A 24551-nucleotide genomic window follows, 5' to 3' on the forward strand; every position below is an offset into this window, starting at 1 on the left:
CGACCGGATCGTCGTACGACGAATTCAACGAAACCTGATGCCAGTCGTTTTCGTCGGTCTGTTTGATTTCGACACTACCAGTCTCACCGATCGGTGATGACGACGACCCGCCGATTGCCGCCTCCATGTCTAGCAGTCCGTTCCCCTGGTCGTTTTCGGCCAATCCGATGTCCTCCGCAGTGTCGGCTAGCGTCTGGCGCGCTTCAGTGTTCGAGTACCCGTTCGCCATCAGCACTCCTGCCGCACCGCTCACGTGCGGACAGGCCATCGACGTCCCTGAGTACGTCGCGGTGCCACCCGGAACCGTCGAGAGAATCGACACGCCAGGTGCCGCGATATCGATTTCGGGACCGGTGCTCGAGAACGACGCGAGGCCGTCGTTGCTGTCGGTCGCACTCACGGCGATGGTCGAGTCGTACTTCGCGGGATACATGACACAGTCACTACAGGGACCGCTGTTCCCTGCCGCTGCGACGACGAGTGTCCCGTTGTCGGCTGCGTACTGGCAGGCGTCCTGAAGTGTAGACGAACTGGACCCGCCACCGATACTCATACTCGCGACATCCCACCCCTGGTCAGTCGCATGGTTGATACCGGCGGCAATATCGGAATACGAGCCGTAGCCGTCGCAGCCCAGAACCTTGAGCGCATGGAGCGTCGCCTCAGTGCTGACACCGACGACGTCACTGCTGTTGTTCACCGCGTTCGCGATACCGGCACAGTGTGTTCCATGGCCGTTGTCGTCGTCCCACGACTGGTGACACGAGTTACTGGTACACCCCGAATCGCACGCGACGAACGATTTCCCACTGCCGAGGTTAGCCTCCAGATCTGCGTGATCGCTGTCGATACCTGTATCCAGTATCGCGATATCTGCACCAGCACCCGTGTATCCGTCGTTGTGAACGACGTCCGCGTCTACCCGGTCGACGCCCCACGGAACGGTTTCACCGATCGCTTGCATCTGGTCGTCGGCCTCGACGTATCTAACATCCGGTCGATTCTGCAGGTTCGCTCGGGCCGCTTCGGGAAACCTCCCGACAACTGCCTTCCCAATACTCCCGAAGTCGAGGCGCCGATGAACAGTGTCCGCTTTGTTCTCCGCTTTGGCCGCGGCTTCTTCGGTACCGGTCCCGATAATGTACTCGCCGTTCCCCGAGCCAGTATTGTTCCCCTTTGCAACGACCTTCCCGCTTACCCCGAGCGAAACAGCGCCTGTCGCGACGTGTTTCAGCACCCCACGTCGATTTAGTACGCCACTAACCTGTTCTGGCATGCACCAGACTCAACGAACAAGAGGGTGATAAATGCCCGGATTCAGAATCGGTAATCGTCCAGTAGTAATCGCGTAATATCGATATTTCTCTCATAATACTATAAAATCAATGAATAATTAATGTATTAATGCGTTATTAAGTTCGACGTTTCATATTCAGATCTCTACGTTTGTCTCCCGATTCGTCGCCATCGCGAAACACACGTTTTTTTTTCGACTGTCTGTTCAAACACTTCGCGTTCCTCTTCCTCAGCAGAGGCTGGCTCCGGCCGGGGTCTCTTCGGGGAGATCCCGTCCTCGTGCATGAGTCTGCGGACGTGCCGGTGGGAGACTGCAACGTCGAATGTCTCGATAAGGTACTGTTGAGCGGGCGAAGTACTCCATGCTGGCGCATCGTAGCCAGCTTCTTCGGGTAGATTGTGGAGCACAGCGGCGAACTGGTCGTCACTGAGTTCAGACGGCCGGCCCGGTCTCGTCCGCGAGGGGTGCGGACTCGACCGTTCGTCAGATCGGAGATTTTGCTCCCTTCCTCGGTCACGTCGGGACTTCGTATCCGGAGTGTCGAGAGTTCCAGCCGACGGTATAAGAAGATATCCTCCGGACCCGGTTAGGGACTGCTGGGCTCGTCGGCGCCGCGTTGCTGGCGCTCGTCGAACTCCTCCCCGAGATACACGCCCACGACCCCGCCAACCAGCGAGAGCACGACGGTGTAGGTGAGCAGGAACACGACGATCAGAATCGCGACGACGATGACGCTGTCAGCGACGCCGTGGGCGAACCCCGGGATGACGGCGACGGCACCCGCGACGAGGACGAGCAGCACGAACAGCGGTACCGAGGCGAAGACGCCGGAGAGCAGGCCAATCCGCGCGCCGCCCCGGCGTTCGAGAAAGCCGGCGACACCCCCACCGAGCAACGGCGAGAAGGGGATGAACGATAGCACGACGGTCACGACCGCGCCCGCGAGGGCGTTGATGGCGCTGTTGTCGGTAGCCATGACCGGGGGTTCGGTCGAACGGCTTCAAAAGTTATCGGCCGGAAGCGGTGTCTGCGGTTGCCTTGGCCGCCCGCTTTATATAAGAGCCTACCCACTGTTGTACTGATGGTATACAAGAAGATCACACTCATCGGTTCGAGCACAGAGAGTTTCGACGCGGCCGCCGACGACGCAGTTCAGCGCGCCGAGGACACCCTGGATAACGTCAAATGGGCGGAAGTTCAGGAGTTCGGCCTCGAACTCGCGGGCGAGACACGGGAGTACCAGGCGGAGCTCGAAGTCGCCTTCGAACTCAAAGACTGACCGGTCGCTGATACTGCCGGACAGAACGATGCAACCATCGCTCGCCGTGAATCGGCCGTCACCTCGTGTGATGGCCAGAGACTGGTGAGCAAGTCTGTATTGAGTTCTATCCAGCAGTACGAGGACCGACCGCACGTCGGAGGTCGACTCCGGCGGTTTGGGCGTCGGATAACCGCTTTCGACGTGGGGCCCGCTTCCGACGTATTCTTGCCCACGCACCGACTTTTACCGGCCACCTGATGGTTCGTCTGCTTCATTACTCCGATATGGAGAACATCTACGACGATGCGGAGCGCGCGGGACGGTTCGCAGGACGGCTGCGCGAACTCGACGGCGAGGACGCGCTACTGCTCGGCACGGGCGACAACACTGCGCCGGGCGTCGTCTCGCTGGCCGCCCGCGGGCGGCAGGCGCTCGATTTCTTCTCAGCGGTTGGCGCGACCGCCGAAACGTTCGGCAACCACGATTTCGACTACGGCCCCGACGAGGCTCGTGCACTCGTCGCCGAAAGCGAGACAACATGGGTCGGTGCCAACGTGCGCGACGAGGATGGAAACCTGTTCGCGGCTGCCGAGGGAGCGGTGCCGTGGACGATTGAGGAGGTCGACGGCGAGCGCGTCGGCCTCTTCGGGCTCACGGACCCCACGACCGACTCCATCAACCCGCAGGCGGCGCCGCTCAGCTTCAGTGACCCCTACGAAGCCGCCGAGTGCGCGACCGCGGAGCTCCGAGAGGCGGGTGTAGACTACGTCGTCGCGCTTTCGCACCTCGGCGGCGGCGACGACGAACTCGCCCGCCGGGTCGACGTGGAGGTGGTGCTGGGCGGTCACGTCCATAGTGTCCGCACCAACTACATCGATGGGACGCTCTGCACCCGGCCGGGGGTCAACGGCCACCAGTTCATCGAGGTGACCCTCGTCGACGACGAGGTAACCGCGCGGGTTGTGGACCCGAGCGAGGGGCCGCTCGACGAGGCGCTGGCCAGTGCGCTCCAGCGCCGTCGCGAGTCCGCAGGGCTGAACGAGGTGGTCGCTCGGGCTGACAGGCCGTTCAAGCGCACCGAGGAGACGGCGTTCGGCGGCGAGTCACGCATCGGGAACTTCGTTGCCGACGCCTACCGCGCGGTCGGTGACGCCGACGTCGGGCTCCAGAACGGCGGCGGCATCCGCGAGGGACCGGCGCTCTCGGGTGCGGTGACGCTCGCCGATCTCGTGAGTGTGCTCCCGTTCGAGGAGCCGGTCGTCGTCGTCGAAATCACCGGCGCGGAGCTACTCGACGTCTTCGCGGAAGCCGACGGCGAACTGCTCGATTTCGGCGAGGCAGACTGGTGGCACGCCCACATCAGCGGCGCGCGCCTGCACTGGAACGACGAGGCGAACCGTGTTGCGGAGGCGAGCGTCAGCGGCGAGCCGATCGACCCGGACCGGCTCTACCGGGTCGCAACCGCCGAGTATCTGCTCCACTCCGACCACGAGTTCCCGACCATCGACGAGCGCCACCGCGCCGGCGAGTTCGGTATTCAGCACGACGTGCTCGCGGAGCACGCCCGCAATGGCGGGCTCGACGTCGAGGTCGAGGGCCGCGTGGAGTTCGTCGAGTAACCCCCGGGGAGCCGTTCGTCGGAATGGGAACAGCATGTCGGCAGAATGGATACGCATTTCCCGGTCGGCTTCTGACGGAACTGCATGTCGCTGGTCGTCGTTCCCGTCCGTTACCCTCTCTCGAAACACTCGAAGGCGACGCTGAAGAAAGCGGTTCGCATCGCCGAAGAGCGCGATGCCGACCTGACGGTGATGCACGTCGATCTGTTTCAGGAGAACCGTAACGTGAGTCGAGCCGAGCTGAAACGGAACGTCGAGTCCGAACTCGGCCGGCTGGACCGAGCACGCTACGTCGTCCGCCGAGGGTTCCTCGTCGAGGAGACTATCATGGAGGAGGTCGCCGCCGAGGACGCCGATGTGGTCGTCATCGGCTCGAAACAGGCCGGCCGGTGGCGGAAGATGCTCAACTCGCTGTTCGAGTCGCCTGACGTGGGCGAATACCTCGAGAAACAGCTCGACGTCTCGGTCATCACTGTCTCGCCGAACTGAAATTCAAGTAGGATGGCGGGACCAGCCCGTCGTGGATGGTGTCGGTCTCTGCTCTCGCTGTTGACCCGGTTTCCGTCTTCGGCGTCCCATTCGGGCCGCCAGCGGAGCCAGCGCTCCTGCTCCCGGTCGCGCTGGCTACGCTCGCGGGCTGTGGGCTGGGAACGTTATCAGGGCTCGTTCCTGGGCTTCATGCCAACAACTTCGCGCTGTTGCTCGCGGCGGCTGCGCCCCGTATCGCCGTCGACCCGCTACTGCTCGGGGCGGCGATGCTCGCAGCCGGCATCGTGCACACGTTTCTCGATATCGTTCCCTCGCTCGCGCTCGGCGTCCCCGACGCGGCGATGGCGGTGAGTGCGCTCCCCGGTCACCGGCTCGTCCTCCAGGGGCGCGGGCGGGAGGCGCTGCGGCTCTCGGCGGCCGGCTCGGGGCTGGCGATACTGCTCGCGCTGGCGCTTGCCTTCCCGGTCACGTGGGCGATGCTGCGGCTGGCACCGCTGCTCTCGCAGTGGTTTCCACTGGTCGCCGCCGTCGTCCTCCTCGCCCTCCTGGCGACGGAGCCCTCCCACCGGGCGCGACTCGCCGCCCTGCTCGCGTTCGCGCTCGCGACGGGGCTCGGGCTGTTCGTGCTCCCGCTCTCGCTCTCCGGGCCGCTCGCGGGGAGCGTGCTCGCACCGCTGTTCGGCGGGCTCTTCGGTGCGCCGGTGCTGCTCGACGCGCTGGGCGGCGACGGCGTCCCGGCACAGGCTGACGCCCAGTTCGCGATGGCCCCTATCGACCTCGCTACCTCGGGTGTGGCGGGCGGACTCTCGGGCGCAGCGGTGGGGTACCTCCCGGGCGTCTCGGCGGGCGTCGCGGCGACGCTCTCGCTGCCAGCGGTGCCAGCCCGGAGCGAACTCCGAGGATACGTCGTGGCCACCAGCGGCGCGAACACGAGTACCGCCGTGTTCGCCCTCTTTGCGTTGATCGCGCTCGGCTCGCCTCGGACCGGCGTGCTCGTCGCCGTCGATGACGCGGGCGTGCCCCTCGTACTCCCGGTGTTCCTCTCGGTGGTCGTCGCCGCGAGCGCGGTCGGATTCGTACTGGTCGGACTACTCGGTGACGCCGCGTTCCGCCTCGTCGCCAGCCTGAACCAGCGGCGGCTGGTCCTCTCCGTGCTCGCGTTGCTGGCAGTGCTCTCGGTCGTGTTCGCAGGTGCTGCCGGGCTGGCCGTGTTCGCGATGGCGACGCTGGTCGGGCTGATCGGGCCACGACTGGGCGCCCGCCGGGTCTACCTCATGGGGGTGTTGCTCGGCCCGCTGGCGCTCCGGGCGGTGTGACGAGGAGGAGAAAGAGCGACTCGCGCAGGAACCGATCGGCTCAGAGCAGCAGGACGTACGCCAGCGTGTAGGCGATGCCGGCGACCGTGACCGCGGCGAGGCCGGTGAGCGCAGCGGTAACGGCGTCGGGCAGTTCCGGCCTCCTCCGGAGCCGGAGCCGCGGCGTCACACCGACGGTACCGACCGCGAGAACCGAGAAGACGAACGGGTAGGAGAGCTCCAGCGTCGGCGCCGGAATCGTGAGCGCAGCGAGCGCATAGCCGGCGCCCGCGACCGCGCGCACGTCGATGGGGGAGAGCACGGGCCGCTCGAGCAGCCAGAAGAGGACGAGCACGCCAGCCCAGACGGCGGCGAGTTCGAGGCCGAACGCGCCGAGGAGGTGGAGTGTCGGGTCGGCGTTGAGTGTCAGTCGCTCGGCGAAGACGACCGTTTCCAGTGGGTACAGCAGCGCGGGCGGCTCCCCAGTCACCAGGTCACCGAACGGGTGCGAGAACAGGCCGACGAATGCCGCGCTGAACGTCGCCCGTGGCGACAGCGCCGTCCGGTGGACGACTCCCTCCGCAGCGGCGACCGCGGCGACGAGAAACATCGCCATCACGCCGCCGCCGAGGAGACCGCTCCCGGCAGTCGCAGCCGCCACGAGGCCGAGGACGAGCAGAACCGCCGCGCCAAATGAGTGTCGGGAGCCTCGGCGCCGGCCGTAGATCCACGCCGCCGCCAGCGCCGCGACCAACGGCGCGACCAGCACGGAGTGCGTCACCGCGCGGTGGACCAGCGTGCTGGCTTCCCAGAACGCGCCTGCGGCGGCGAGCGCGCCGCCGTCGGCGCCCGCCAGGCCCAGGAGCGCGTAGCTCATGTCGACGTCGGGTACCGTCGCGAAGACGGCGGCGACCAGCCCCAGTTCGAGGCCGACACGCCGGTCGCGGAGCAGCCCTGCGGCTCCGCCGACGATGGCGAACGCCACCAACGCGTGGCCGATGAACATCATCGGTGGTTTGGGCGCGACGGAGATAAACGGCTCGCCAGCGTGTCAGGTACTCGCACAATTCGGGTGTTCGGCGTCCTCAGCGGTCCTCTGGCCCGCTATCGGGCTCGACTGCCTGCTCACCGTCGAGTTTGGTCCACGTGTTCACCACCTCGGCGTTGCGACGCACAGTTATATTGCCGTCGTGACGGAACCGGCTGTTCCGGAGCCCGATGAGTGAAGTCCTCGTTACCGAGAAATAGCGAAGCCTCCCGGGAGCGAGGACATACCTATCGGTTCAATAGCGGTGGCAAAAAAGTGGCTCCGCCAGCGGGGAGCGGCCGAAAAACGACTGGATTCACACGTCTCAGGCCATCCGGTGGACCTCGTGGTTTCCGTCGTCGTCGACGCCGATGATCGCCCATTCGCCGTCGGGGGCACGCTCGACGAGCTGATCGCGAAGCGTTCCTGCGTCCTCCATCCACGTCACGAGACACTGCATCCCGGCGTCCTCCTCCGGAAGCCCGTCAGCTCGCTCGGCGCCCTCCGGGCAGAGCGTCCGTACTTGGACTGACCGCCATTTCCGTTCCGCGACGAACTCCGAGCCGTCGCCGGAAACCGCGTAGCCGAGGCGTTCAAACACGGTCCTCGCCTCCTCGTTCGGTGGAATGGTGCGTGCCATTCGACATAGAATACGGCGCACTACGTCATAACTGTGTGGGTAGTTCACGCACTACCTGGGTGCGCCTGCTGCCGGCGACCGCTTCCTGCTCGGGGCCGCCGAGTCGGTCGAGCGGGCACTCGACGAGAAAACCCGAGTTCCGGTCGGTCGCGAGCGCGTTCTGTTCAGTTGGCTCCGGGCCGCTACGGGCAGGAGACTTATGATGACTGCGTCCACCGATTCACCTATGCTTCACGCCGAGGGACCGCTCTGCGCTATCGACCTGAGCGAGCGGTCGTACCGAACCGAGGATATCGACGATGTGACCGAGTCGTTCATCGGCGGCCGCGGGGTGACGACGAAGCTCGCACACGACCGGGTGCCGTTCGACGCTGAGCCGCTCGCTCCCGAGAACCGACTCTATCTGTCGACCGGGCCGCTCCAGCTCTCCCAGACTTCCTTCACCGGCCGGATGAACGCGACAGCGCTCTCGCCGCTCACGGACGGGTTGCTCTCCTCGAACGCCGGCGGGTTCCTCTCGCGGAACTTCGCGGCGACGGGCAACGCCGCCGTGGAACTGCGGGGGAAAAGCGACGAACTGCTCGCGATCCACGTCCGCGACGACGGTGTCGAGTTCGAAGCGGTCCCCGATCTCGAAGAGGCAACAGTGCCTGAAGTAACCGAGTGGGCCGAAGCACGGGGACTCTCGAAGGAGCACGTGGTCTGTATCGGGCCGGCCGGCGAGAACGAGGTCCGGTTCGCCTCACTGATGACCACGGAGGAGCGCGCGTTCGGCCGGGGCGGCCTCGGCGCCGTGCTCGGCAGCAAGAACGTGAAACTACTCGTGTTCGAGGGCGACTCGGCACCGGGCATCGAGCTTCCCAGCGACGCGATGGACGTCCACCGCGAGGCCGCCACCTCCGACTCCATCATGAAGCGACAGGGGACCGCATCGGTGGTCGACCTGGCCAACAACATCGGCTCGTTCCCGACGCGCTACTTCGAGGACGTGCGCTACGAGCGCTACGAGTCCATCAACGGCGACCGGGTCGAGGAGAAGAAGTACAAGAAAGGGACCTGCTCACAGTGTGCGTTCGCCTGCAAGCTCCCGACCGAGGACGAGGAGCGCGGCGTCGACACCGAGGGGCCGGAGTTCGAGACCATCATGGCATTCGGCGGCAACTGCGAGGTGGACGACATCGTCGACGTGATGCAGTCCAACGAACTCTGTGACCGCTACGGGCTCGACACCATCTCCTGTGGCGACACCATCGCCGCCTACCTCAAGAGCGAGGACGAGTTCGGTAACGTCGAGCTGATCCACGACCTGGTCGAGAAGATCGCCTACCGCGAGGGCGTCGGCGACCTGCTTGCCGAGGGGACTCACCGCGTCCACGACGAGCTCGGCGTCGAGGACTGGACGGTCAAGGGGATGGAGTTCCCCGCCCACGACGGCCGCACGCTCAACGGCCAGGGGCTCTCCTTCGCCGTGGCCAACCGCGGCGCCGACCACATGTACGCCACCTTCTACGCCTGGGAGTACCCGCTGGTCGACAAGGAGGAGGCGTTCCCGCCTGAGGGGCTGACCGAGGGGAAGGTCGCCGAACTCGTGAAACAGGAGAACACCCGTGCGCTGGAGGACTGCGGCGTCGTCTGCCGGTTCTCCCGTGGCATGATGACCGAGGAGCGGTTCGAGGCGTTCTTCGACGCCGACATCGAGGCGCTCCGGGACGTGGGCGCGTCGGTCATCGACCTGGAACGCGATTTCAACAACCGCCGTGGGTTCGACCGCGCCGACGATACGCTGCCCTACGACCTGCCGGCGTTCGAGCCGATGCGGGCCCACTACTACGAGCTCCGGGGGTGGTCCGAGGACGGCCGCGCCGACGCGGGCTCCACGGCGGCTGCTGACGACTGAAGGGCTTCGGCAACCCGACGAGCGCCGTTTTTTTCTCCGGCTGGCCACTGCGTCACCCATAGAGCTATCTGGGAACTGGGAGACCGACACCGTCCGGGCCAACGGCGTCCACCTCCAGTACTACCGGACCGGCGAGGGTCCACCCCTCGCCATGGCTCACGGCTTCTACGACAGCGGTCGCTGCTTCCCGCGGCTGGCGGCCGACCTCAGCGAACAGTACGGGGTCATCACGTACGACGCCCGCGCCCACGGCTGCTCGGCGGCGCCCGGCTCCGGGTACGCTATCGAGGACCGGATAGCCGATTTGGTTGGGCTCCTCGACGCGCTGGCCGTCGAAGAGCCGGACCAGCGACGGGCGGAGTTCGACGACGCCGGGGCGCTCGAACGCGGACGAGTGGTCCACGTTCCGAGGCTGGTCATGCGTATTCGAGGATCGCGACGAGGCGGCGTACACGGAGCTACAGACGGTGCTCGTGGGGCTGTAGCTGCAGTCGCCAGCGCTCAGAACGCCGTCATCCCGCTCCCGAGCCAGAGCACGAACACGACGTAGGCGACGAGCATCGAGAGCACCAGCAGGAACACCGCGGCGCCCGATGCGAGCATCCCGGCGGTGGTCCAGACGGCGTTGTCCCACGCCTGCTCGAACGGCCGGTCGTCGCGCAGTTCCGACCAGAGCACCGTGCCGAACATGCCGACGAGGACGCCGATTGGGCCGGCGACGATAAAGAGCACGAGCCCGACGGCGGCGGCGAGTACCGTCGTCTGCTGACTCGCGCCTTTCGCCCGGGCTGTGATGGCACCGCCGAACAGGTCGATGAGTATCGCCAGTCCGCCGACGACGGTGAAGCTAAACAGGAGCCAGAGCCCCATTTCGTTACCCGTTCCGAAGAGATACTCGATGTAGACGGCCAGCAGCGCGATCGCCCCGGCCGGCACAGCTGGGACGACGCTCGCGATGACGGCGATCACGAGCAGGCCCAGTGCCAACAGCGCCACGGCGTCCACCATGGCCGGAGGAACGCAGGGCTATCACAAGAAGCTGCATGGGGACCTGTCCGCAGTCTGTTGGGCGAGCCGTGGGGACGCCGGGAGCTGCTGGACCCTCTCTGTGGTCCAACCCATGTGGTGTCATACCAAGACACGGCTCCGGCGCCGGCGAACACTTATGTGGATTGCGCGGCGCTTTCGGAACATGCCCATCGACCCGAACTTCGAGCAGAACCGCGAGAAAGTCGACGAAGAGGACGGTGTCGCTGTCTGGGGACCGGTCGATCCGCCGGAAGAACTCGGCATCCACGGGACCCACGTCGCGGTCGATTTCGATCTCTGTATCGCCGATGGCGCCTGTCTGGAGGACTGTCCGGTCGACGTGTTCACCTGGGTCGACGCGCCCGACCACCCGGAGAGCGAACTCAAAGCCGAACCCACCTTGGAGGAGCAGTGCATCGACTGCATGCTCTGTGTCGACGTCTGCCCGGTCGACGCTATCGACGTCGACCCCGGTCGCGCGGGCCGCATCTGAGCCGGCAGTTCCGCCAGGGCGCTCCTCGCGGGTCGCCTGGTTCCACTCCGATGTCGCCACGGAGAACATGTTAGCTGTCTGTCTTTCCGGCCGCTCGTACAAACTACTAATAGGGTCGTCCGCAAACCCCGAGTGAGGAGTATCCAATGCACACTTTAGTTCTGACAAAGGGCGTCCCTGATTTCCGCGAGGGACAGGTCTCCTTCGACGAGGACGGCCATCTCGAGCGCGGGAAGACGCCGACGGTGATGAACCCGAACGACAAACACGCTCTCCGGGCGGCGCTACAGACCAAAGTCCGGAACGGCGGGCACGTCAGCCTGATGAGTATGGGACCGCCGGGCTATCAGGAAATTCTCCAGGAGGGAATGGAGTCGGTGTATGCCGACGACGCCTACCTCATCTCCGACCGGCAGTTCGCTGCCGCCGACACGTGGGCGACCGCGATCACGCTGGCGACCGCACTCGAACATCTGGAGGAGCACGCCGCCGAGGAGGCCGACGGCGGCGTCGACCTCGTGTTCGCGGGCTTCAAAACCGCCGACGGCGAGACGGGCCACACCGGGCCACAGACCTGCTGGGGGCTGGAGTGGCCCATCCTCACGCACGTCATCTCGCTCGATGTCGACGAGGATGAGGGCGTCGTCCGCGCCAAGCGACTGGTCGAGGGTGATATCGAGGAGATCGAGACCGTCGAGGCACCCCTGCCCTGCTTCATCGTTGCCGACCCGGAGTTCGAGCCGACTTACCGACAGGCAGAGCACCGGCTGAAACACAAGGACCTCCGCGAGGAGACGAAAGCGCGGGCCGAGAACTACGAGGAGTACGTCACGATGTGGGACCACGAAGAGCTCAATCTCGACCCCGACTACGTCGGCCTCGACGGCTCGCCAACCATCGTCTCCTCCGTCGACCCGATTCCCAAGGCGCCCTCCGAGCGCGAAGCGACGATCGTCGAACCCGACGATACGGAGGCGATGAGCGAACTGGTCGAGGAGATGGCGCCGTTCGCCGGGGGTGACTGAGCGTGTCGATAGATCCGGACGAGTTCACCGTCGATGAACTGAAAGCCAAACTGACCGATATCGACGACGCCGACGAACTGGGGGCGATTCTGGAGGCCGAACGCGAGGGGAAGAACCGCAAGACGGCTGTCGACGCCATCGAGGCCCGGCTCGATGCGCTCCAGGACGTCGAAGCCACAGAGGCGGCAGGCGGTGCCGGGGCGGAAGAAGGAGCCGCCGAGGAGGGAGCCGCCGAAGAGCTCCCGTTCGTCCCCGGCGAGCACGACGTCTCGGAGATCGGCCCCCTGGTGAACGATATCGAGGACGTCTCGGTGCTCCAGGCGCTGCTCGAGGCCGAGGAGGGCGGTGAGGACCGCGTACCTGTCAAGACGGTCATCGAGTCCCGCATCGACAAGTTCGCCGGCGAGGAGGAAGCACCCGACGCCGACGAACTCGACATCGCCGAGATGTCCGCGGCCGACGTGGGCAACGCCGTCATGGACATCGACGACCCCGACGAGCTCCGGGAACTCCTCGAAGGTGAAGAGGACGGGGAGGACCGTAGCAGCGTCAAGAGCCTCATCGAGAGCCGGCTCGACTCCGTCGAGGGCGAAGAGCGGCAGGAGGCCGAAGCCCAAGTCCCACCGGAGGAGAAACACCCGGAACTCGACCACCCGACGGCGGACAAGCGTCACGTCCGTGCGCTCGAGGACGCCACCTACGGTGATATGTGGGTGTACTGCGAGACGCAGGCCGGCGACCTGATCGACGTCTCCCGGGAGATGCTCGGCAAGGCTCGGGAGCTGATGGACGACTACAACGAGGAGTACGACGAGGAGGAGCAGGTCGTCGCCGTCCTCATCGGCGACGACGTGGCCGGCCACACCGAGGACTGTCTCGCCTACGGTGCCGACGCGGTCGTGTACCACGAGGACGACCGGCTCAGCCGCTTCAAGCACAAAGCCTACACCGAGGTGTTCTGCGAGATGGCGCGCTGGGGGAGCCCTCCGGGCGAGACCAATCCCGAGCCGGCGGAGTGGCGGGACTACGACGAGCCCCGCTACGTCGTCTTCCCGGCGACGAACAACGGGCGTGACCTCTCGGCACAGGTGCAGGCCGAACTCGACTCCGGGCTGGCCTCGGACTGTTCCGGGCTCTACATCGAGGACACGGTCATCTCGAACCCCGTCAAAACCGGCTCGCCCGGCAGCAACCGCACGTTCGAGCGTGTGCTGCACATGAAGCGCCCGGACTTCTCCGGGTTCGAGTACTCGACGATTCTCTGTCTGGACAACCCGAACCGGGAGTTCCACCCGCAGGGTGCCTCGGTCATCCCGGGGAGCTTCGAGATCCCCGATCCGGACCCGGAGCGCGACGGCGAGATCATCGAGCGCGATGTCGAGCACGAGGACGAGTGGTTCCAGGTGCAGATAACGGAGTACGACCAGCTAACGGGTGGTGTCGACCTCACCGGTCACGACGTCATCGTCGCGGTGGGTCGAGGTATCGGTGACGACCCGACCCGGGGGATGGAACTGGCGCTGGAACTCGCGGACTGCTTCGAAGACGCCGACATCGGCGTCACCCGAGGCATCGTCACCGGTTCCTACCAGTTCGACGCCCACGTCGAGCAGTACACGGCCGAGGAGCGACAGATCGGCGAAACCGGCCAGGTCATCGAACCGGATCTCTACATCGCGGCCGGCATCTCCGGGGCAATCCAACACAAGGTCGGGATAGACGAGTCCGACACTATCGTCTCCATCAACACCGACCCGGCGGCGGATATCCGGGAGTTCTCTGATTACTTCATCGAGGGCGACCTCTTCGATGTGCTCCCGCGGTTCATCGAGGCGCTGGAGGAAGGCGAGGTCGATATGGAGGCGCTTGCAGACGGCGGCCGGACGTCGCCGCCGTCCGATGCTGCAGACGGCGGCCGGACGTCGCCGCCGTCCGATGCTGCAGACGGCGGCCGGACGTCGCCGCCGTCCGATGCTGCAGACGGGGGGACAGAGAGTCCCGAGGGTACGGCGACGGAGGACTCCGACACGGACCGAGGTGATTCACGATGAGCCAATCCACGAACGACGATACAGCGACAGCGGCCGACGAGTACGAACAGTACGAGGCGGTGGTCGTCGGCTGCGGTCCGGGTGGTGCGGCCGCGGCGGCGGCGCTCGCCAACGAGGGCGTCGAGACGCTGGTGCTGGAACGTGGCGTCGACGCCGGCTCGAAGAACGTCTCGGGCGGGCTCATCTACGCCGAGGAGTCCGCGCCCCACACAATCGACTCGCTGTTCCCCGAGTTCCGCGAGGCGGCCAGCGAACGCCCGGTGACCGACTACCAAATCCACAACGTCGCTGGCTCACAGGTCAAGAGCTTCGACCTCACTGACCTCCACGAGCACGATACCGACTGGTCCGACACCGTGCTGCGCCGGAAGATGGACTCCTGGCTGGCCGACCGGGTCCACGAGCGGACCCGGGAGACCGGCGGCGGCCTCCTCACGGAGGTCCGGGTGAACGGGCTACTCCGGGAGAACGGCGAGATTGTCGGGGTCACTTGCGACGAGTTGGACCCCATTCGTGCGGATCTGATCGTCGGCGCCGACGGGGTGAACTCCGAACTCGCTCGCGACGCCGGACTGATGGACTGGGAGGAGCCCGAAGAGTGGTTCCAGGGTGTCAAAGCGGTCGTCGATATGCCCGACGGCGCCATCGAGGAGCGGTTCGGCATCGGCGCGGACGAAGGGGCGGCCCACCTGTTCTCGGGCGACCTGTTCGAGGATGTTCGCGGCGGCGGCTTCGTCTACACCAACGAGGATTCGCTCTCGGTCGGGTCGGTGTTCCACCTCGACTCGCTGGCGGCCCAACGTGCCGAACCGCATCAGCTGCTCGACTCGTTGCTGACGCACCCGTTCATGGGGCAGTGGATCGAGGACGACGAGTACGCAGAGCGGGAGTACTCCGCGAAACTCGTGCCCGACTCGAAGAAGGTGGCCCTGGAGTCACCACACGAGGGTCGGCTCGTCCTCGTCGGCGACGCGGCGGGGCAGATGCAGGCCCAGGGCCCGATCATCAAGGGGATGAACCACGCCGTCACCGCCGGCGGGCTCGTCGCCGAGTCGTACGTACAGGCGAGGGTCCGTGGCGACACGAGCCAGACTGGCGAACTGTACGAGCGGAAGCTCCGGGACGAGGGCGTGATGGAGAAGCTCAAACCCTGGCGCTACAAGGCCGCGAGCGCGCTCGGCGAGCCCGAACCGGTGGCGAACGTCACTGACTCGCTGCTGGAGTCGGCCGTCGGTCGGTTCGGCGTGCGCCTGCTTGGCGACCGGCTCGAGAGCCTCTACTCGTCGCCGACGCTGGCGATGATGGTGCCGGACACGCAGACGCCGTACGTCACCCTCCCGACGGTCATCGCTGAGGAACTCGGCGCGCCGGTCGAGTTCGAGAACGACGTGGAGCCGCCGAGCCTGGCCGACCGGATCGGCGACCTGACCTACAACACGGACATCGGGAACCCCCATATCGAGGTGCTCGATGAATCAGTCGCCGCCAGCGGCACCGCAGTCACCGCCTGTCCGGTTAGCGCCGAAGGCTTCGGCGGCGGCTGCTACCGCCAGGAGACCGTCCAGGCGAACGGCGAACAGAAGGAGGTAGTCAGCCTCGACACGCAGCCCTGTGTCGAGTGTGGCACCTGTGCGGTCGTCGCGGATACGGAGTGGGAACACCCCCGCGGTGGCAAAGGTATCGAGTTCAATGAGGGGTAGGCGGTGACCGACTCCGACGCAGCGAGCGGGAGGTTACGGGCCGCGGAGCCCCCGCTCGACGGCGACGAGGGACCGCCACCCTCCAGATACGCCGAGCGCATCGAGGGACTGGCCCGGGAGGCCCGGATAGCCCGTGAGGCGTGGACCGACGAGGAGCCCCGCGACGCCGAACCGGACGAACAGCGGGCGCTCGAAGCCGCTCGCGACGGTCTCGGACCGGTCGTCGCCTGCTACATCGAGGCCCGGACCAGTGACGACCCGCCGCGGTTCTCGGCCCGTGAACACCAACTACTCCGGCGGGCGACCCGTGACTGGCTGGAGTGTTTCACCCGCTGTCACGGCATCGCCCACGACGCCGACGCGACGGTGCGCAGCGCCGCCGAACTGCTGCTCGAGACCCACGACATCGTCGCCGTTGCGCAGCTACTGACCGGCGTCCCCGAGCAGTAAGGCGCCCAACTGCGGTTTTTCACGACCAATCCTTTTGTACTGGTGGGTGCTACCTTCTACCATGGAACTCACCGACCGGCTGACATTCGACGAGCCTGACCGGGAGGACCTCTACAACTACGTGGAGCGTCACGGCCGGGTGACGGAGGCCGAGGCGCGGCGGGCGCTCAACCTCGACCCGACCGCGTTCGGGCACCATCTCACCGTGCTTCGGCGGGACGGCTACGTTCGAAAAGTCGACGACGAACTCCAGATCGCTACCAAAACCGGCGAGGACAGCGACGTTCACGCGGTCGACGACAACGTGATCACCGTCCGGATCGCCGACGAGGGCGACCGCGATGCGCTGGTGTCGGCCGTCGAGACGGTGGCCAGCGAGGGGACCTATATCGAGGCGGAGACGGTCGCCGCCGCGCTGGATTACGACGGCGCGGTCATCCGGCATAACGACGTGATGTCGCGGCTGTTCTTCGTCGCGGAGGTAGTCAACACCACGGCGGACAACGATATCGTCGGCTGGGTCCATCTCGACCTCCCTGAGGCCGAGAAGCTGGCCCACACGGCCCAACTGACCATCGGGTGCGTCCCGGAGCAGCGCGGGAACGGTATCGGCCATCTCCTCCTGGAACGGGGGATGCGCTGGGCGCGCGAACACGGCTACGAGAAGCTCTACAACTCCGTCCCGGCGACCAACGAGAGCGCGATCAGCTTCCTCGAGGAGCACGGCTGGGAGACAGAGGCGGTGCGGGAGGACCACTACCATATCGACGAGAAGTACGTCGACGAGGTGATGATGGCCGTCGACCCGCAGGACGTGGAACTGCGCGAGGCCTGATTAGCCCCACTCCGCGGCGTCCGTTATCGGCTCCGCGACGACGCCGTCCTGCTGGACCAGCACGCGCCCGTGGGCTGCACAGACCGGCCGGTCCGCGGCCCACGGGATATAGACGACAACGGCCGCCTCGCGGTCACAGTCATCCTCGGTGCAGGTCGGCACGTCCGGTTGGTTGAGCCGAGCGCTCTTTGGTGTACCGGCAGAGCAACCGCTTTGGGGTCCACCTCGTCAGTTACCGGTCTCCCATCGCTTCCGGTGGGCCCTCGCCGCCTCATCCCCGTAGGCTTCGACCAGTTCCGTGCAGGCGTCGCCGAACGCCCGCATCGTCATCCGGGTGGAGACCCGGTCCAGGTCCTCAGCGACGGTCTCCCAGCGACGAGCCTGCAACACCTTCTCGACCAGCAGGCGCTCGGCGTCCGGCGACAGTCCCGCATCCCCGAGCACCAGTTCCCGGACCGTGAGCCGCGAGAACGCCTCCGGTGCGGCGAGATACCCCCCCATCCCGTTGGCGGCGTCGACGACGACGCGCCAGTCGCGGTCCGAGAGCGGGGGGTCGTCGGTGACGGCGTCGTCGCCGGTCGCTCGGAGCACGCCGCGGACGATATCCGGGTCGAGGGCCTCGAGCGCGCTCGCGAGCACGCCGGGTGCCCGCTCGCGGAACCACCGGCTGTGGCGGGCTGTGAGCGTCTCGCCGTCCTCGGTCAGCGGGTTGAGCATCAGCGCGGAGTACTCGCCGCTGGTGTCGTTTTTCGTCACCGAGAGGTGAACCGTCCGGTAGCCGTTCTCGCGCCAGAAATCGAGCAGCTCCGGGGTCGCGCCGTAACCGACGCCGAGATACGCCACTCGCTCCCCTCGCAGATCCGCCACACGCCCCTCCCCCTCTCGGAACTCCGCTGCAGCCTCGCCCAGCAGCCGGGAGCCCAGCCCGCTCGAGCGCACTGCGTGGTGGGTGGCGATGCGCATCACGCGATACCCGACCGGTTTCCCACCCGCCTCGTCGCGGAGCTGGCTGGTGAACACGTCCGGGAGCATGTTCCCGCGGATGCGCTCGCCGCGGTAGACCCGCTCCCGCGTTTCGGCGTCGAGGCCGCCCTCGCGGACCAGCAGCGCGACGCTGACCACCCGGCCCTCGTGGATGAGCGCCCGACAGGTGAGGTTCGGCGCGTCCAGCAGGCGGGCGAGGTCGTCCGGTTCGGTGCGGTAGTGCGCCAGGACGAGCAGGCCGAACGTCTCACGGAGCAGATGCTCGTCGGCCAGGAGCGCCTCGGTTGTGAGTTCCTCGTACTCCACGGTGTCCGGGGTCGCGTTCTCGACCAACTGGTCAACCGGTGGCCGGGCATCGAGCAGGAGCGCGCGGAACGCCCAGCTCTCGACTGGGTCACCCGCAGCGTAGCGGATGGGGTCGTCGAGCCGGACGTCCGTCACCTGGCGTTCGGACGCTTCCAGACTCTTGCGAAAGCGCACGTCGAAGCTCCGACCAGCCCCTTCGTAGCCGTGGACGGTCGTACAGAACGCGACCGGGGGGCCGGCAACGAAGCCCTCCAACAGCGAGACGGGGAGGGCGGCGGCCTCGTCGACGATGACGGCGTCGGGGTCGTCCGGGAGGTCGACGGCCTCGGGCGGGCGGACAAACCGGACTCGGCCGCCGGAGTCGGCCACCAGTGTCCCAGCGCCCTCGGAACCCAGGGCATCGACGGCAGCGAGGCGCTCGCGAGCGCGGTCGAACAGTTCCGCGGCGCTTCGACGCTCCGGCGCGGTGACGAGCACGTCCTGCCCGTCCCGGGCGAGTGCGCCTGCGGCGAGCCCTGCCGCGCTCGATTTCCCCCGGCCGCGGTCGGCCTCGACGACGATGGCCGGACGCTCCGCGTCGCCACCCCCAGATAATGCTTCCAGTGCGTGAACCGCCTCGGCCTGGTCCTCGGTCCGACAGGCGGTGTAGATGGCCGCGGGAAACACGGCCTCGGCCGGTCGTTCGGGTGGTTCGGCCGGGTGCGCTGGCCACGGGTCCGTGCGACCGTCGGCGAGCACCTCGACAGCCACATAGCCGTCGTCCGCCCCGGCTTCGACCTCGCAAATCGCTACACCCGGGTGTGCACGCAGGGTGTCGACCAGTCGCCGACGGAAACTCCCCGTCACATCGTCGGTGTCGAACGGCGGGACCGCGAGCGTCTCGTCGAACGCGTCGCGGCGCTCAGCCCAGTCTTCCAGCGCGGGGGTGAGTATGATGTAGAGGCCGCCGCCGTCGACGGCGCCGACGGTGCGCCCGATGGCGTTCGGTGAGCACTCCTCGTGGCCGTCGAGGACGATGGCGGTCCGGGTACGACCGAGCAGTTCCCGCGTCTTTCGCGGGCCAACGAATTCGAACGGCCAGTTCTCACTGCCCGAGACGGCGGTACAGTCCGGAAGCGGGATATCGGCAGCCTGGATGGCGTCGACGGCAGCGGCGCGGGTCGTGGCGGCGTCGCCGACGAGGACGAGCAGACGCCGTTCGTTGGCGCGTTCGGCCTCCGCGCGGAGCGAGGCGGCGAGGGAGGCGAGCATCATGCTCCTGCTTCGGCCGCCCCTCGTTTCCCGGTTTCGACCCACGCGTGGCGTAATCTGGCACACCTCCGGCGGTTTGGACACGCTTTTACGTACCCCTCCCAAATCGAAGTGCAGAGCCTGTTCGGGGTTGATGACCCTCCTCACCGTCAGGGACGCGAATCCGGTGGGGCGGTCGAGCTCGCGAACAGTGTTGAGGTGACAAACTAATGCCAGTATACGTCGATTACGAGACCCCCGCCGACCTCGCCGACCGCGCGCTCGACTCGCTCGAGGTCGCCCGGGACACCGGTACAGTGAAGAAAGGAACCAACGAGACGACCAAAGCCGTCGAGCGAGGGAACGCGACCCTCGTCTTCGTCGCCGAGGACGTTCAGCCCGAGGAGATCGTCATGCATCTCCCCGAACTCGCCGAGGAGAAAGGGATTCCCGTTGTCTTCGTCGAAACGCAGGACGACCTCGGTCACGCCGCAGGCCTCGAAGTCGGCAGCGCCGCCGCCGGGATCGTCGACACCGGCGACGCCGAGGACGACGTCGAGGACATCGGCACGAAGGTCGAGGAGCTCCGATAACCCATGAGTGCGGAAGAGGAGAACAGCGGCGACTCGACGCCCGCCGAGATCATCGAGATCGTCGGCAAAACCGGAATGCACGGCGAGGCGATGCAGGTCAAATGCCGAATCCAGGACGGTTCGGATCAGGGCCGCATCATCACGCGTAACGTTCTGGGCCCCGTGCGGGAGGGCGACATCCTCCAGCTTCGGGAGACCCAACGTGACGCTGACTCCATCGGAGGTGCCTGATGCCCCAGACACGTGACTGTGACTACTGTGGCGCGGAGATCGAGCCCGGGACGGGCACGATGCTCGTCCACGTCAACGGCAGTGTAACGCACTTCTGCTCGGCGAAATGCGAGAAGAACGCCGACCTGGGCCGTGAACCCCGCGACCTCGAGTGGACAGAGGAAGGCGGCGACCACGGCGTCCAGGCAGCGGCGACCGAGGGGGAAGAGACAGAAGCGGAGGAGACCGAACCGGTCGAATCCGAGGCGGAAGTTGAAGCGGAAGCAGGCGGGGCGGAAGCGGCCGAAGAAGCGGCGTCTGAAGCAGCCGAATCCGGCGAGGAGGAGGCCGAGGCGGCTGCCGAGGACGACGAGGAGACCGAAGAATGAGCGAACACGATCGCACGTTCGTCATGGTCAAGCCCGACGGCGTCCAGCGCGGCCTCATCGGGGAGATCGTCTCCCGCTTCGAGGACCGCGGCCTGAAGCTCGTTGCCGGCAAGTTCATGCAGATCGACCGTGACCTCGCCGAGGAGCATTACGGCGAGCACGAGGGTAAGCCCTTCTTCGAGGGGCTCGTCGAGTTCATCACTTCCGACCCCGTCTTCGCGATGGTCTGGGAGGGGAAGGACGCGGTGCGACAGGTTCGCAACATGATGGGCGAGACCGACCCCGCCGAGTCCCCGCCGGGCAGCATCCGCGGCGACCTCGGTCTGGACCTCGGTCGGAACGTCATCCACGCTTCCGACCACGAGGACCCTGGGTCGAACGAGCGGGAGATCTCGCTGTTCTTCGACGAGGACGAGCTGCTCGACTACGAGCGCGTCGACGAAGGCTGGCTCTACGAGTAGAGTTTCGGTCCTCGCCGTTCGGTTTTCACCCGATAGCGACTGCGCCGGGGTGTCGATGACTCTCACTGTGCGGTCTGCCAACCGGAAACTCCTACATGCCATGGGCCGTCAGTGAGCCTGTATGTTACTCCGCGCACTCATGTTCGTCGTCGGCATCGCCGGCGCGCTGGCGCCACGCAAACTCATCGACCTCTCCGGGCGCATGCTCCTCGCCGGCTACGAGAACCCCGAAGCGCTCGAACCGGCGGAGTGGTACATCACCGCGGTCAGAGCCAAGTTCGCGCTGGTGGCCGTCGCCGCCCTCATCGCCCCGTTCCTTCCCACTCCCAGTAAGGACGAGGGGGCGGGCGCCGAGGACGGGCCGGTCGTCGACGTGATTGAGTCTGACGCCGACGAGTAACCCGCGCGTCGTCGTGTTACGTGGGTGATTTTTTATCGTCGCGGGGCAAATGTATTCGGATATGCCTGGAATCACCTACGAGGAGTTCATCGACCTGGAGTACGACCCAGTCCCGTCAGACCTGATCTGTGAGTTCTCGCTCGTCCCGGCGAGTGACATGAGTCTGGAGGAGGCGGCCTCCCGCGTCGCCAGCGAGTCCTCGAACGGAACGTGGGCGGAGCTACAGGTCGAGGGGTCGATAACCGACCTCTCGGCAACCGCCTACGACATCAGCGAGGGAGCGGGGGAGTCGGCCGCCACGGCGATGGTCGCCTACCCCGACGAGCTGTTCGAGGATCGCAACATGCCCCAGGTGCTCTCCTGCATCGCGGGGAACATCCTCGGGATGAAGGCCGTCGAGGCCATCCGCCTGGAGGACTGTGACTGGCCCGAGCCGCTCACCACCTCCTTCCCCGGCCCGCAGTTCGGGACGGACGTGCGGACCGAAATCTTCGATGCCCCCGACCGCCCGATCACCGCGACGGTGCCCAAGCCGAAGGTGGGTCTCACGACCGAGCAGCACGTCCAGGTCGCCGAGGACGCGTACTACGGCGGTATCGACCTGCTGAAGGACGACGAGAACCTCACCGACCAGTCGTTCAACCCCTTCTCCAACAGGCTGACCCAGTCTCTCAACGTCCGAGATATGGCCGAGGAGGCCACCGGTGAGAAGAAATCCTACCTCGTCAACGTCACCGCGGATCTCCCACGGATGCTCGACCGCGTCGACGAGGCCGCCGTGCAGGGCTGTGAGTACGTGATGGTCGACGTCGTGACCTGCGGCTGGTCGGCCGTCCAGGCGGTGCGTGAGCGGTGTGCACAACACGGGCTCGCCATCCACGCCCACCGCGCGATGCACGCCGCGTTCGACCGCGTCCCCACCCACGGCGTCTCGATGCGCGTGATCGCACAGGTTGCACGGCTCTGTGGCGTCGACCATATCCACACCGGCACCGCCGACCTCGGGAAGCTGGCCAACGAAGACACCGTCGGCATCAACGAGTGGCTCTACAGCGACCTCTACGGGCTGAACGACGTGCTCCCGATGGCTTCCGGCGGGCTCCACCCGGGACTGATCCCGGAGCTCGTCGACCGCTGTGGCATCAACATCGGCATCCAGGCCGGCGGCGGCATCCACGGGCACCCCGACGGCACCCGGGATGGCGCGAAGGCGCTCCGGCAGGCCGTCGACGCCACCGTCGCCGGGGAGGACCTGGAGGCGTACGCCGAGGCGCACTCGGAGCTCGCCACCGCGCTGGAGAAGTGGGGCACCGAGACGCCACGGTAGTGCGGTCGCCGGGAAGCCTCGGTAGCGAACAGGCGACACGAGTTCTGTGGTCGACGAGCGACACTCAGTAGCCACGAGGTGGTGTGTCGCACTCCCGCCGAGTTCACCCCGCGCCCGTCAGCGCATCACCGGGGCTGGCTCGCCATCCGATTTGAACCCTCGCCCGGAATCAGTGCTCTCGCTTGAACTGCTCGATCCGCTCCCACGAGAGTTCTGCGCGTGCACCCGTCACCAGGGCCGCGAGCGCGCCGCAGGCGTTCGCTGTCTTCAGTGCGTTCTCGTGGTCCGCCACGTCGAGGCCGCCGTCCTCCTGGATACTGGCGATGAACCCCGCAGCGAACGCGTCGCCCGCGCCGGTCGTATCGAGTGGGTCGATCACGAAGCCGCCGTGGCGGACCACCCCGTCCGTCCCGTGGAGTTCGGCGCCGTCCTCTCCGAGTTTGATGACGATCACAGTCGACTCCACGAGTTCGTCGTCGGCCATGCCCTCCTCCACGAGCGTGATCGCCTCTCGGCGGTTCAGCAGGAGCACGTCCGTCTGAGAGAGGGCCTCCCCGTAGTCCCGGTCGCCGAGCCGTCGGCCCGGATCGAAGCTCACTGGGACGCCGGCTTCTTGGGCGCGTTCGGCCAGTTCCGCGGCGGTTTCGGGCAGTTGGCTGGTGAGATGCAGATGGTCGATGCCGGCTCTCTTTGTCGGAATCCCTTCGTCGACGCCGTCTTTCTGTGCCGGCGTCCCTTCGTCGACACCGGCTCTCTGTGCCGGCGTCCCTTCGTCGACGCCATCGAACCCACCGGTGAGATGCTCGGCCGTGAACGCCTCGTTCGCGCCGGCGTTCGAGAGCACCATCACCTCGCCGTTCTGGTCGACGACCAGATACTTTATCGCCGTCTCGCCGCCGGGGACCGAGCGCAGGCGCACGGTATCGACGCCGACGGTTCGGAGCTCCTCCCGGGCGTTCTCGCCCATCTCGTCGTCGCCGACGCTGCCGAACAGCGCCGCGGGGGTGTCGAGCCCGGCGAGCCCGCAGGCGACGTTGGCCGCCGAGCCGCCGCCACGCTGGGCCCGCTCGACCACTTCGACCTCGCCATCGGGTTCTGGGAGATGCTCGACCCGCAGGGTGACGTCCCAGTTGACGTGGCCCGCACAGAGCACCGACATCACTCCTCCCAGGGCCGGGTCGCCCCATCGCCGAACAGTTCCCGCATTAGCGTAACGACGCTCTCGGGCGGGAACTGCCCGCTCTCGGTGACGATGGCGTCGACGTAGCGTGGCGGCGTCACATCGAAGGCGGGGTTGGCCACCTCGATATCACCGATTTCTGCCTGGCTCTCGGGGTCGATGACCTCCGCCTCGTCGCGCTGCTCGATCTCGACCGTATGGCCAGTCAGCGTCGCCGGGTGGAGCTTGATCGTCTGGGCCGCACAGATGACCGGCACCCCGCGCTCGCGGGCGTTGACCGCCAGCCCGGAGGTGCCGATCTTGTTGACGACGCTCCCGTCGGCGGCGATGGAGTCGGCGCCGACCAGCAGGTGGTCCACGTCG

26 protein-coding genes and 1 pseudogene are annotated in these 24551 nt (G+C 66.5%); 18 read left to right on the forward strand and 9 right to left on the reverse strand.

The window, feature by feature from the left end; genetic code table 11:
• The coding region (locus V5A38_RS08625) for a S8 family peptidase (RefSeq protein ID WP_332325354.1) at positions 1–1276 on the reverse strand (1276 nt) is incomplete at its 3' end.
• A 607-nt stretch (positions 1277–1883) separates the two neighbouring features.
• On the reverse strand, positions 1884–2273 hold the full coding sequence (locus tag V5A38_RS08630) for a DUF5518 domain-containing protein (RefSeq protein ID WP_332325355.1): 390 nt from the start codon (positions 2271–2273) through the stop codon (positions 1884–1886).
• A 105-nt stretch (positions 2274–2378) separates the two neighbouring features.
• On the opposite strand from V5A38_RS08630, the gene V5A38_RS08635 reads away from it, so the two are divergent.
• The 4 genes from V5A38_RS08635 to V5A38_RS08650 all read left to right on the forward strand — a co-directional run bounded on the left by V5A38_RS08635 (position 2379) and on the right by V5A38_RS08650 (position 5982).
• Complete coding sequence (locus V5A38_RS08635) at positions 2379–2576, forward strand: dodecin (protein WP_332325356.1); 198 nt, start codon at positions 2379–2381, stop codon at positions 2574–2576.
• A 239-nt stretch (positions 2577–2815) separates the two neighbouring features.
• Positions 2816–4177 carry a bifunctional metallophosphatase/5'-nucleotidase gene (locus V5A38_RS08640; RefSeq protein WP_332325357.1) on the forward strand — a complete coding sequence of 454 codons (1362 nt, stop codon included), beginning with the start codon at positions 2816–2818 and terminating at the stop codon, positions 4175–4177.
• Between the two features lie 84 nt (positions 4178–4261).
• Positions 4262–4666 (forward strand): universal stress protein, encoded by a 405-nt coding sequence (locus V5A38_RS08645; protein WP_332325358.1) that lies wholly within the window; start codon positions 4262–4264, stop codon positions 4664–4666.
• Positions 4667–4701: 35 nt separating this feature from the next.
• Complete coding sequence (locus V5A38_RS08650; RefSeq protein WP_332325359.1) at positions 4702–5982, forward strand: tripartite tricarboxylate transporter permease; 1281 nt, start codon at positions 4702–4704, stop codon at positions 5980–5982.
• Between the two features lie 40 nt (positions 5983–6022).
• Here the strand turns inward: V5A38_RS08650 and V5A38_RS08655 are convergent, their stop codons facing one another.
• Positions 6023–6967, reverse strand: coding sequence for a metal-dependent hydrolase (locus V5A38_RS08655; RefSeq protein WP_332325360.1), 945 nt, complete (start codon positions 6965–6967; stop codon positions 6023–6025).
• A 346-nt stretch (positions 6968–7313) separates the two neighbouring features.
• Positions 7314–7628 carry a hypothetical protein gene (locus tag V5A38_RS08660; RefSeq protein ID WP_332325361.1) on the reverse strand — a complete coding sequence of 105 codons (315 nt, stop codon included), beginning with the start codon at positions 7626–7628 and terminating at the stop codon, positions 7314–7316.
• A 226-nt stretch (positions 7629–7854) separates the two neighbouring features.
• On the opposite strand from V5A38_RS08660, the gene V5A38_RS08665 reads away from it, so the two are divergent.
• The gene (locus V5A38_RS08665) at positions 7855–9525 is read left to right on the forward strand and encodes an aldehyde ferredoxin oxidoreductase C-terminal domain-containing protein (protein WP_332325362.1); all 1671 of its coding nucleotides are present in this window, start codon (positions 7855–7857) and stop codon (positions 9523–9525) included.
• 151 nt (positions 9526–9676) lie between these two features.
• The gene (locus tag V5A38_RS08670) at positions 9677–10075 is read left to right on the forward strand and encodes a hypothetical protein (RefSeq protein WP_332325363.1); all 399 of its coding nucleotides are present in this window, start codon (positions 9677–9679) and stop codon (positions 10073–10075) included.
• Here the strand turns inward: V5A38_RS08670 and V5A38_RS08675 are convergent.
• On the reverse strand, positions 10027–10533 hold the full coding sequence (locus tag V5A38_RS08675) for a DUF456 domain-containing protein (RefSeq protein ID WP_332325364.1): 507 nt from the start codon (positions 10531–10533) through the stop codon (positions 10027–10029). The two genes, V5A38_RS08670 and V5A38_RS08675, sit on opposite strands and share 49 nt — an antisense overlap.
• 184 nt (positions 10534–10717) lie before the next feature.
• On the opposite strand from V5A38_RS08675, the gene V5A38_RS08680 reads away from it, so the two are divergent.
• The 6 genes from V5A38_RS08680 (at position 10718) to V5A38_RS08705 (ending at position 17108) form a co-directional block, all read left to right on the forward strand.
• A complete protein-coding gene (locus V5A38_RS08680) occupies positions 10718–11047 on the forward strand; it encodes a ferredoxin family protein (protein WP_332325365.1) in 330 nt (109 codons plus the stop codon).
• Positions 11048–11193: 146 nt separating this feature from the next.
• Positions 11194–12072 carry an electron transfer flavoprotein subunit beta/FixA family protein gene (locus tag V5A38_RS08685; RefSeq protein WP_332325366.1) on the forward strand — a complete coding sequence of 293 codons (879 nt, stop codon included), beginning with the start codon at positions 11194–11196 and terminating at the stop codon, positions 12070–12072.
• A gap of 287 nt (positions 12073–12359) precedes the next feature.
• Complete coding sequence (locus tag V5A38_RS08690) at positions 12360–14123, forward strand: FAD-binding protein (protein ID WP_332325378.1); 1764 nt, start codon at positions 12360–12362, stop codon at positions 14121–14123.
• A complete protein-coding gene (locus tag V5A38_RS08695) occupies positions 14120–15823 on the forward strand; it encodes an FAD-dependent oxidoreductase (RefSeq protein ID WP_332325367.1) in 1704 nt (567 codons plus the stop codon). The genes V5A38_RS08690 and V5A38_RS08695 overlap by 4 nt, the downstream gene beginning before the upstream one ends.
• Positions 15824–15826: 3 nt before the next feature.
• Positions 15827–16273, forward strand: coding sequence for a hypothetical protein (locus V5A38_RS08700; RefSeq protein ID WP_332325368.1), 447 nt, complete (start codon positions 15827–15829; stop codon positions 16271–16273).
• 61 nt (positions 16274–16334) lie between these two features.
• Positions 16335–17108 carry a GNAT family N-acetyltransferase gene (locus V5A38_RS08705; RefSeq protein ID WP_332325369.1) on the forward strand — a complete coding sequence of 258 codons (774 nt, stop codon included), beginning with the start codon at positions 16335–16337 and terminating at the stop codon, positions 17106–17108.
• Here the strand turns inward: V5A38_RS08705 and V5A38_RS08710 are convergent, their stop codons facing one another.
• Both V5A38_RS08710 and tmcA read right to left on the reverse strand, forming a co-directional pair.
• Positions 17109–17270 carry a hypothetical protein gene (locus V5A38_RS08710; RefSeq protein WP_332325370.1) on the reverse strand — a complete coding sequence of 54 codons (162 nt, stop codon included), beginning with the start codon at positions 17268–17270 and terminating at the stop codon, positions 17109–17111.
• 66 nt (positions 17271–17336) lie between these two features.
• The gene (tmcA, locus tag V5A38_RS08715) at positions 17337–19652 is read right to left on the reverse strand and encodes a tRNA(Met) cytidine acetyltransferase TmcA (RefSeq protein ID WP_332325371.1); all 2316 of its coding nucleotides are present in this window, start codon (positions 19650–19652) and stop codon (positions 17337–17339) included.
• 206 nt (positions 19653–19858) lie between these two features.
• Between tmcA and rpl7ae the strand changes: the two genes are divergently transcribed.
• The 6 genes from rpl7ae to rbcL all read left to right on the forward strand — a co-directional run bounded on the left by rpl7ae (position 19859) and on the right by rbcL (position 23008).
• On the forward strand, positions 19859–20221 hold the full coding sequence (gene rpl7ae, locus V5A38_RS08720; protein ID WP_332325372.1) for a 50S ribosomal protein L7Ae: 363 nt from the start codon (positions 19859–19861) through the stop codon (positions 20219–20221).
• 3 nt (positions 20222–20224) lie between these two features.
• Positions 20225–20452: a 30S ribosomal protein S28e gene (locus V5A38_RS08725; protein WP_332325373.1), complete on the forward strand. Its 228-nt coding sequence runs from the start codon at positions 20225–20227 to the stop codon at positions 20450–20452.
• Complete coding sequence (locus tag V5A38_RS14630; protein WP_345786279.1) at positions 20452–20820, forward strand: 50S ribosomal protein L24e; 369 nt, start codon at positions 20452–20454, stop codon at positions 20818–20820. Before V5A38_RS08725 ends, V5A38_RS14630 begins: the two co-directional genes overlap by 1 nt.
• On the forward strand, positions 20817–21281 hold the full coding sequence (ndk, locus tag V5A38_RS08735; protein ID WP_332325374.1) for a nucleoside-diphosphate kinase: 465 nt from the start codon (positions 20817–20819) through the stop codon (positions 21279–21281). The genes V5A38_RS14630 and ndk overlap by 4 nt, the downstream gene beginning before the upstream one ends.
• 121 nt (positions 21282–21402) lie before the next feature.
• Positions 21403–21681: a hypothetical protein gene (locus tag V5A38_RS08740; RefSeq protein ID WP_332325375.1), complete on the forward strand. Its 279-nt coding sequence runs from the start codon at positions 21403–21405 to the stop codon at positions 21679–21681.
• Between the two features lie 61 nt (positions 21682–21742).
• Positions 21743–23008, forward strand: a complete 1266-nt coding sequence (rbcL, locus tag V5A38_RS08745) for a type III ribulose-bisphosphate carboxylase (protein WP_332325376.1) — start codon at positions 21743–21745, stop codon at positions 23006–23008.
• A gap of 169 nt (positions 23009–23177) precedes the next feature.
• Here rbcL and V5A38_RS08750 read toward each other — a convergent pair whose 3' ends face one another.
• Both V5A38_RS08750 and V5A38_RS08755 read right to left on the reverse strand, forming a co-directional pair.
• Positions 23178–24170, reverse strand: a complete 993-nt coding sequence (locus V5A38_RS08750) for a PfkB family carbohydrate kinase (RefSeq protein ID WP_332325377.1) — start codon at positions 24168–24170, stop codon at positions 23178–23180.
• Positions 24167–24551: pseudogene (locus V5A38_RS08755) on the reverse strand (ribose 1,5-bisphosphate isomerase); the annotation flags it as partial. The pseudogene V5A38_RS08755 and the gene V5A38_RS08750, both read right to left, overlap by 4 nt.

Origin of the sequence: Halolamina sp. (assembly GCF_036626355.1) — an archaeon.
In the GTDB taxonomy this organism is placed as follows: domain Archaea; phylum Halobacteriota; class Halobacteria; order Halobacteriales; family Haloferacaceae; genus Halolamina.

What these genes read in the sequence shown, in the direction of transcription:
- V5A38_RS08630 (WP_332325355.1), bottom strand. Translation starts at nt 2,273, where the DNA reads ATGGCTACCGACAACAGCGCCATCAACGCCCTCGCGGGCGCGGTCGTG.
- V5A38_RS08635 (WP_332325356.1), top strand. Translation starts at nt 2,379, where the DNA reads ATGGTATACAAGAAGATCACACTCATCGGTTCGAGCACAGAGAGTTTC.
- V5A38_RS08640 (WP_332325357.1), top strand. Translation starts at nt 2,816, where the DNA reads ATGGTTCGTCTGCTTCATTACTCCGATATGGAGAACATCTACGACGAT.
- V5A38_RS08645 (WP_332325358.1), top strand. Translation starts at nt 4,262, where the DNA reads ATGTCGCTGGTCGTCGTTCCCGTCCGTTACCCTCTCTCGAAACACTCG.
- V5A38_RS08650 (WP_332325359.1), top strand. Translation starts at nt 4,702, where the DNA reads ATGGTGTCGGTCTCTGCTCTCGCTGTTGACCCGGTTTCCGTCTTCGGC.
- V5A38_RS08655 (WP_332325360.1), bottom strand. Translation starts at nt 6,967, where the DNA reads ATGTTCATCGGCCACGCGTTGGTGGCGTTCGCCATCGTCGGCGGAGCC.
- V5A38_RS08660 (WP_332325361.1), bottom strand. Translation starts at nt 7,628, where the DNA reads ATGGCACGCACCATTCCACCGAACGAGGAGGCGAGGACCGTGTTTGAA.
- V5A38_RS08665 (WP_332325362.1), top strand. Translation starts at nt 7,855, where the DNA reads ATGCTTCACGCCGAGGGACCGCTCTGCGCTATCGACCTGAGCGAGCGG.
- V5A38_RS08670 (WP_332325363.1), top strand. Translation starts at nt 9,677, where the DNA reads ATGGCTCACGGCTTCTACGACAGCGGTCGCTGCTTCCCGCGGCTGGCG.
- V5A38_RS08675 (WP_332325364.1), bottom strand. Translation starts at nt 10,533, where the DNA reads ATGGTGGACGCCGTGGCGCTGTTGGCACTGGGCCTGCTCGTGATCGCC.
- V5A38_RS08680 (WP_332325365.1), top strand. Translation starts at nt 10,718, where the DNA reads ATGCCCATCGACCCGAACTTCGAGCAGAACCGCGAGAAAGTCGACGAA.
- V5A38_RS08685 (WP_332325366.1), top strand. Translation starts at nt 11,194, where the DNA reads ATGCACACTTTAGTTCTGACAAAGGGCGTCCCTGATTTCCGCGAGGGA.
- V5A38_RS08695 (WP_332325367.1), top strand. Translation starts at nt 14,120, where the DNA reads ATGAGCCAATCCACGAACGACGATACAGCGACAGCGGCCGACGAGTAC.
- V5A38_RS08705 (WP_332325369.1), top strand. Translation starts at nt 16,335, where the DNA reads ATGGAACTCACCGACCGGCTGACATTCGACGAGCCTGACCGGGAGGAC.
- tmcA (WP_332325371.1), bottom strand. Translation starts at nt 19,652, where the DNA reads ATGATGCTCGCCTCCCTCGCCGCCTCGCTCCGCGCGGAGGCCGAACGC.
- rpl7ae (WP_332325372.1), top strand. Translation starts at nt 19,859, where the DNA reads ATGCCAGTATACGTCGATTACGAGACCCCCGCCGACCTCGCCGACCGC.
- V5A38_RS08725 (WP_332325373.1), top strand. Translation starts at nt 20,225, where the DNA reads ATGAGTGCGGAAGAGGAGAACAGCGGCGACTCGACGCCCGCCGAGATC.
- V5A38_RS14630 (WP_345786279.1), top strand. Translation starts at nt 20,452, where the DNA reads ATGCCCCAGACACGTGACTGTGACTACTGTGGCGCGGAGATCGAGCCC.
- ndk (WP_332325374.1), top strand. Translation starts at nt 20,817, where the DNA reads ATGAGCGAACACGATCGCACGTTCGTCATGGTCAAGCCCGACGGCGTC.
- V5A38_RS08740 (WP_332325375.1), top strand. Translation starts at nt 21,403, where the DNA reads ATGTTACTCCGCGCACTCATGTTCGTCGTCGGCATCGCCGGCGCGCTG.
- rbcL (WP_332325376.1), top strand. Translation starts at nt 21,743, where the DNA reads ATGCCTGGAATCACCTACGAGGAGTTCATCGACCTGGAGTACGACCCA.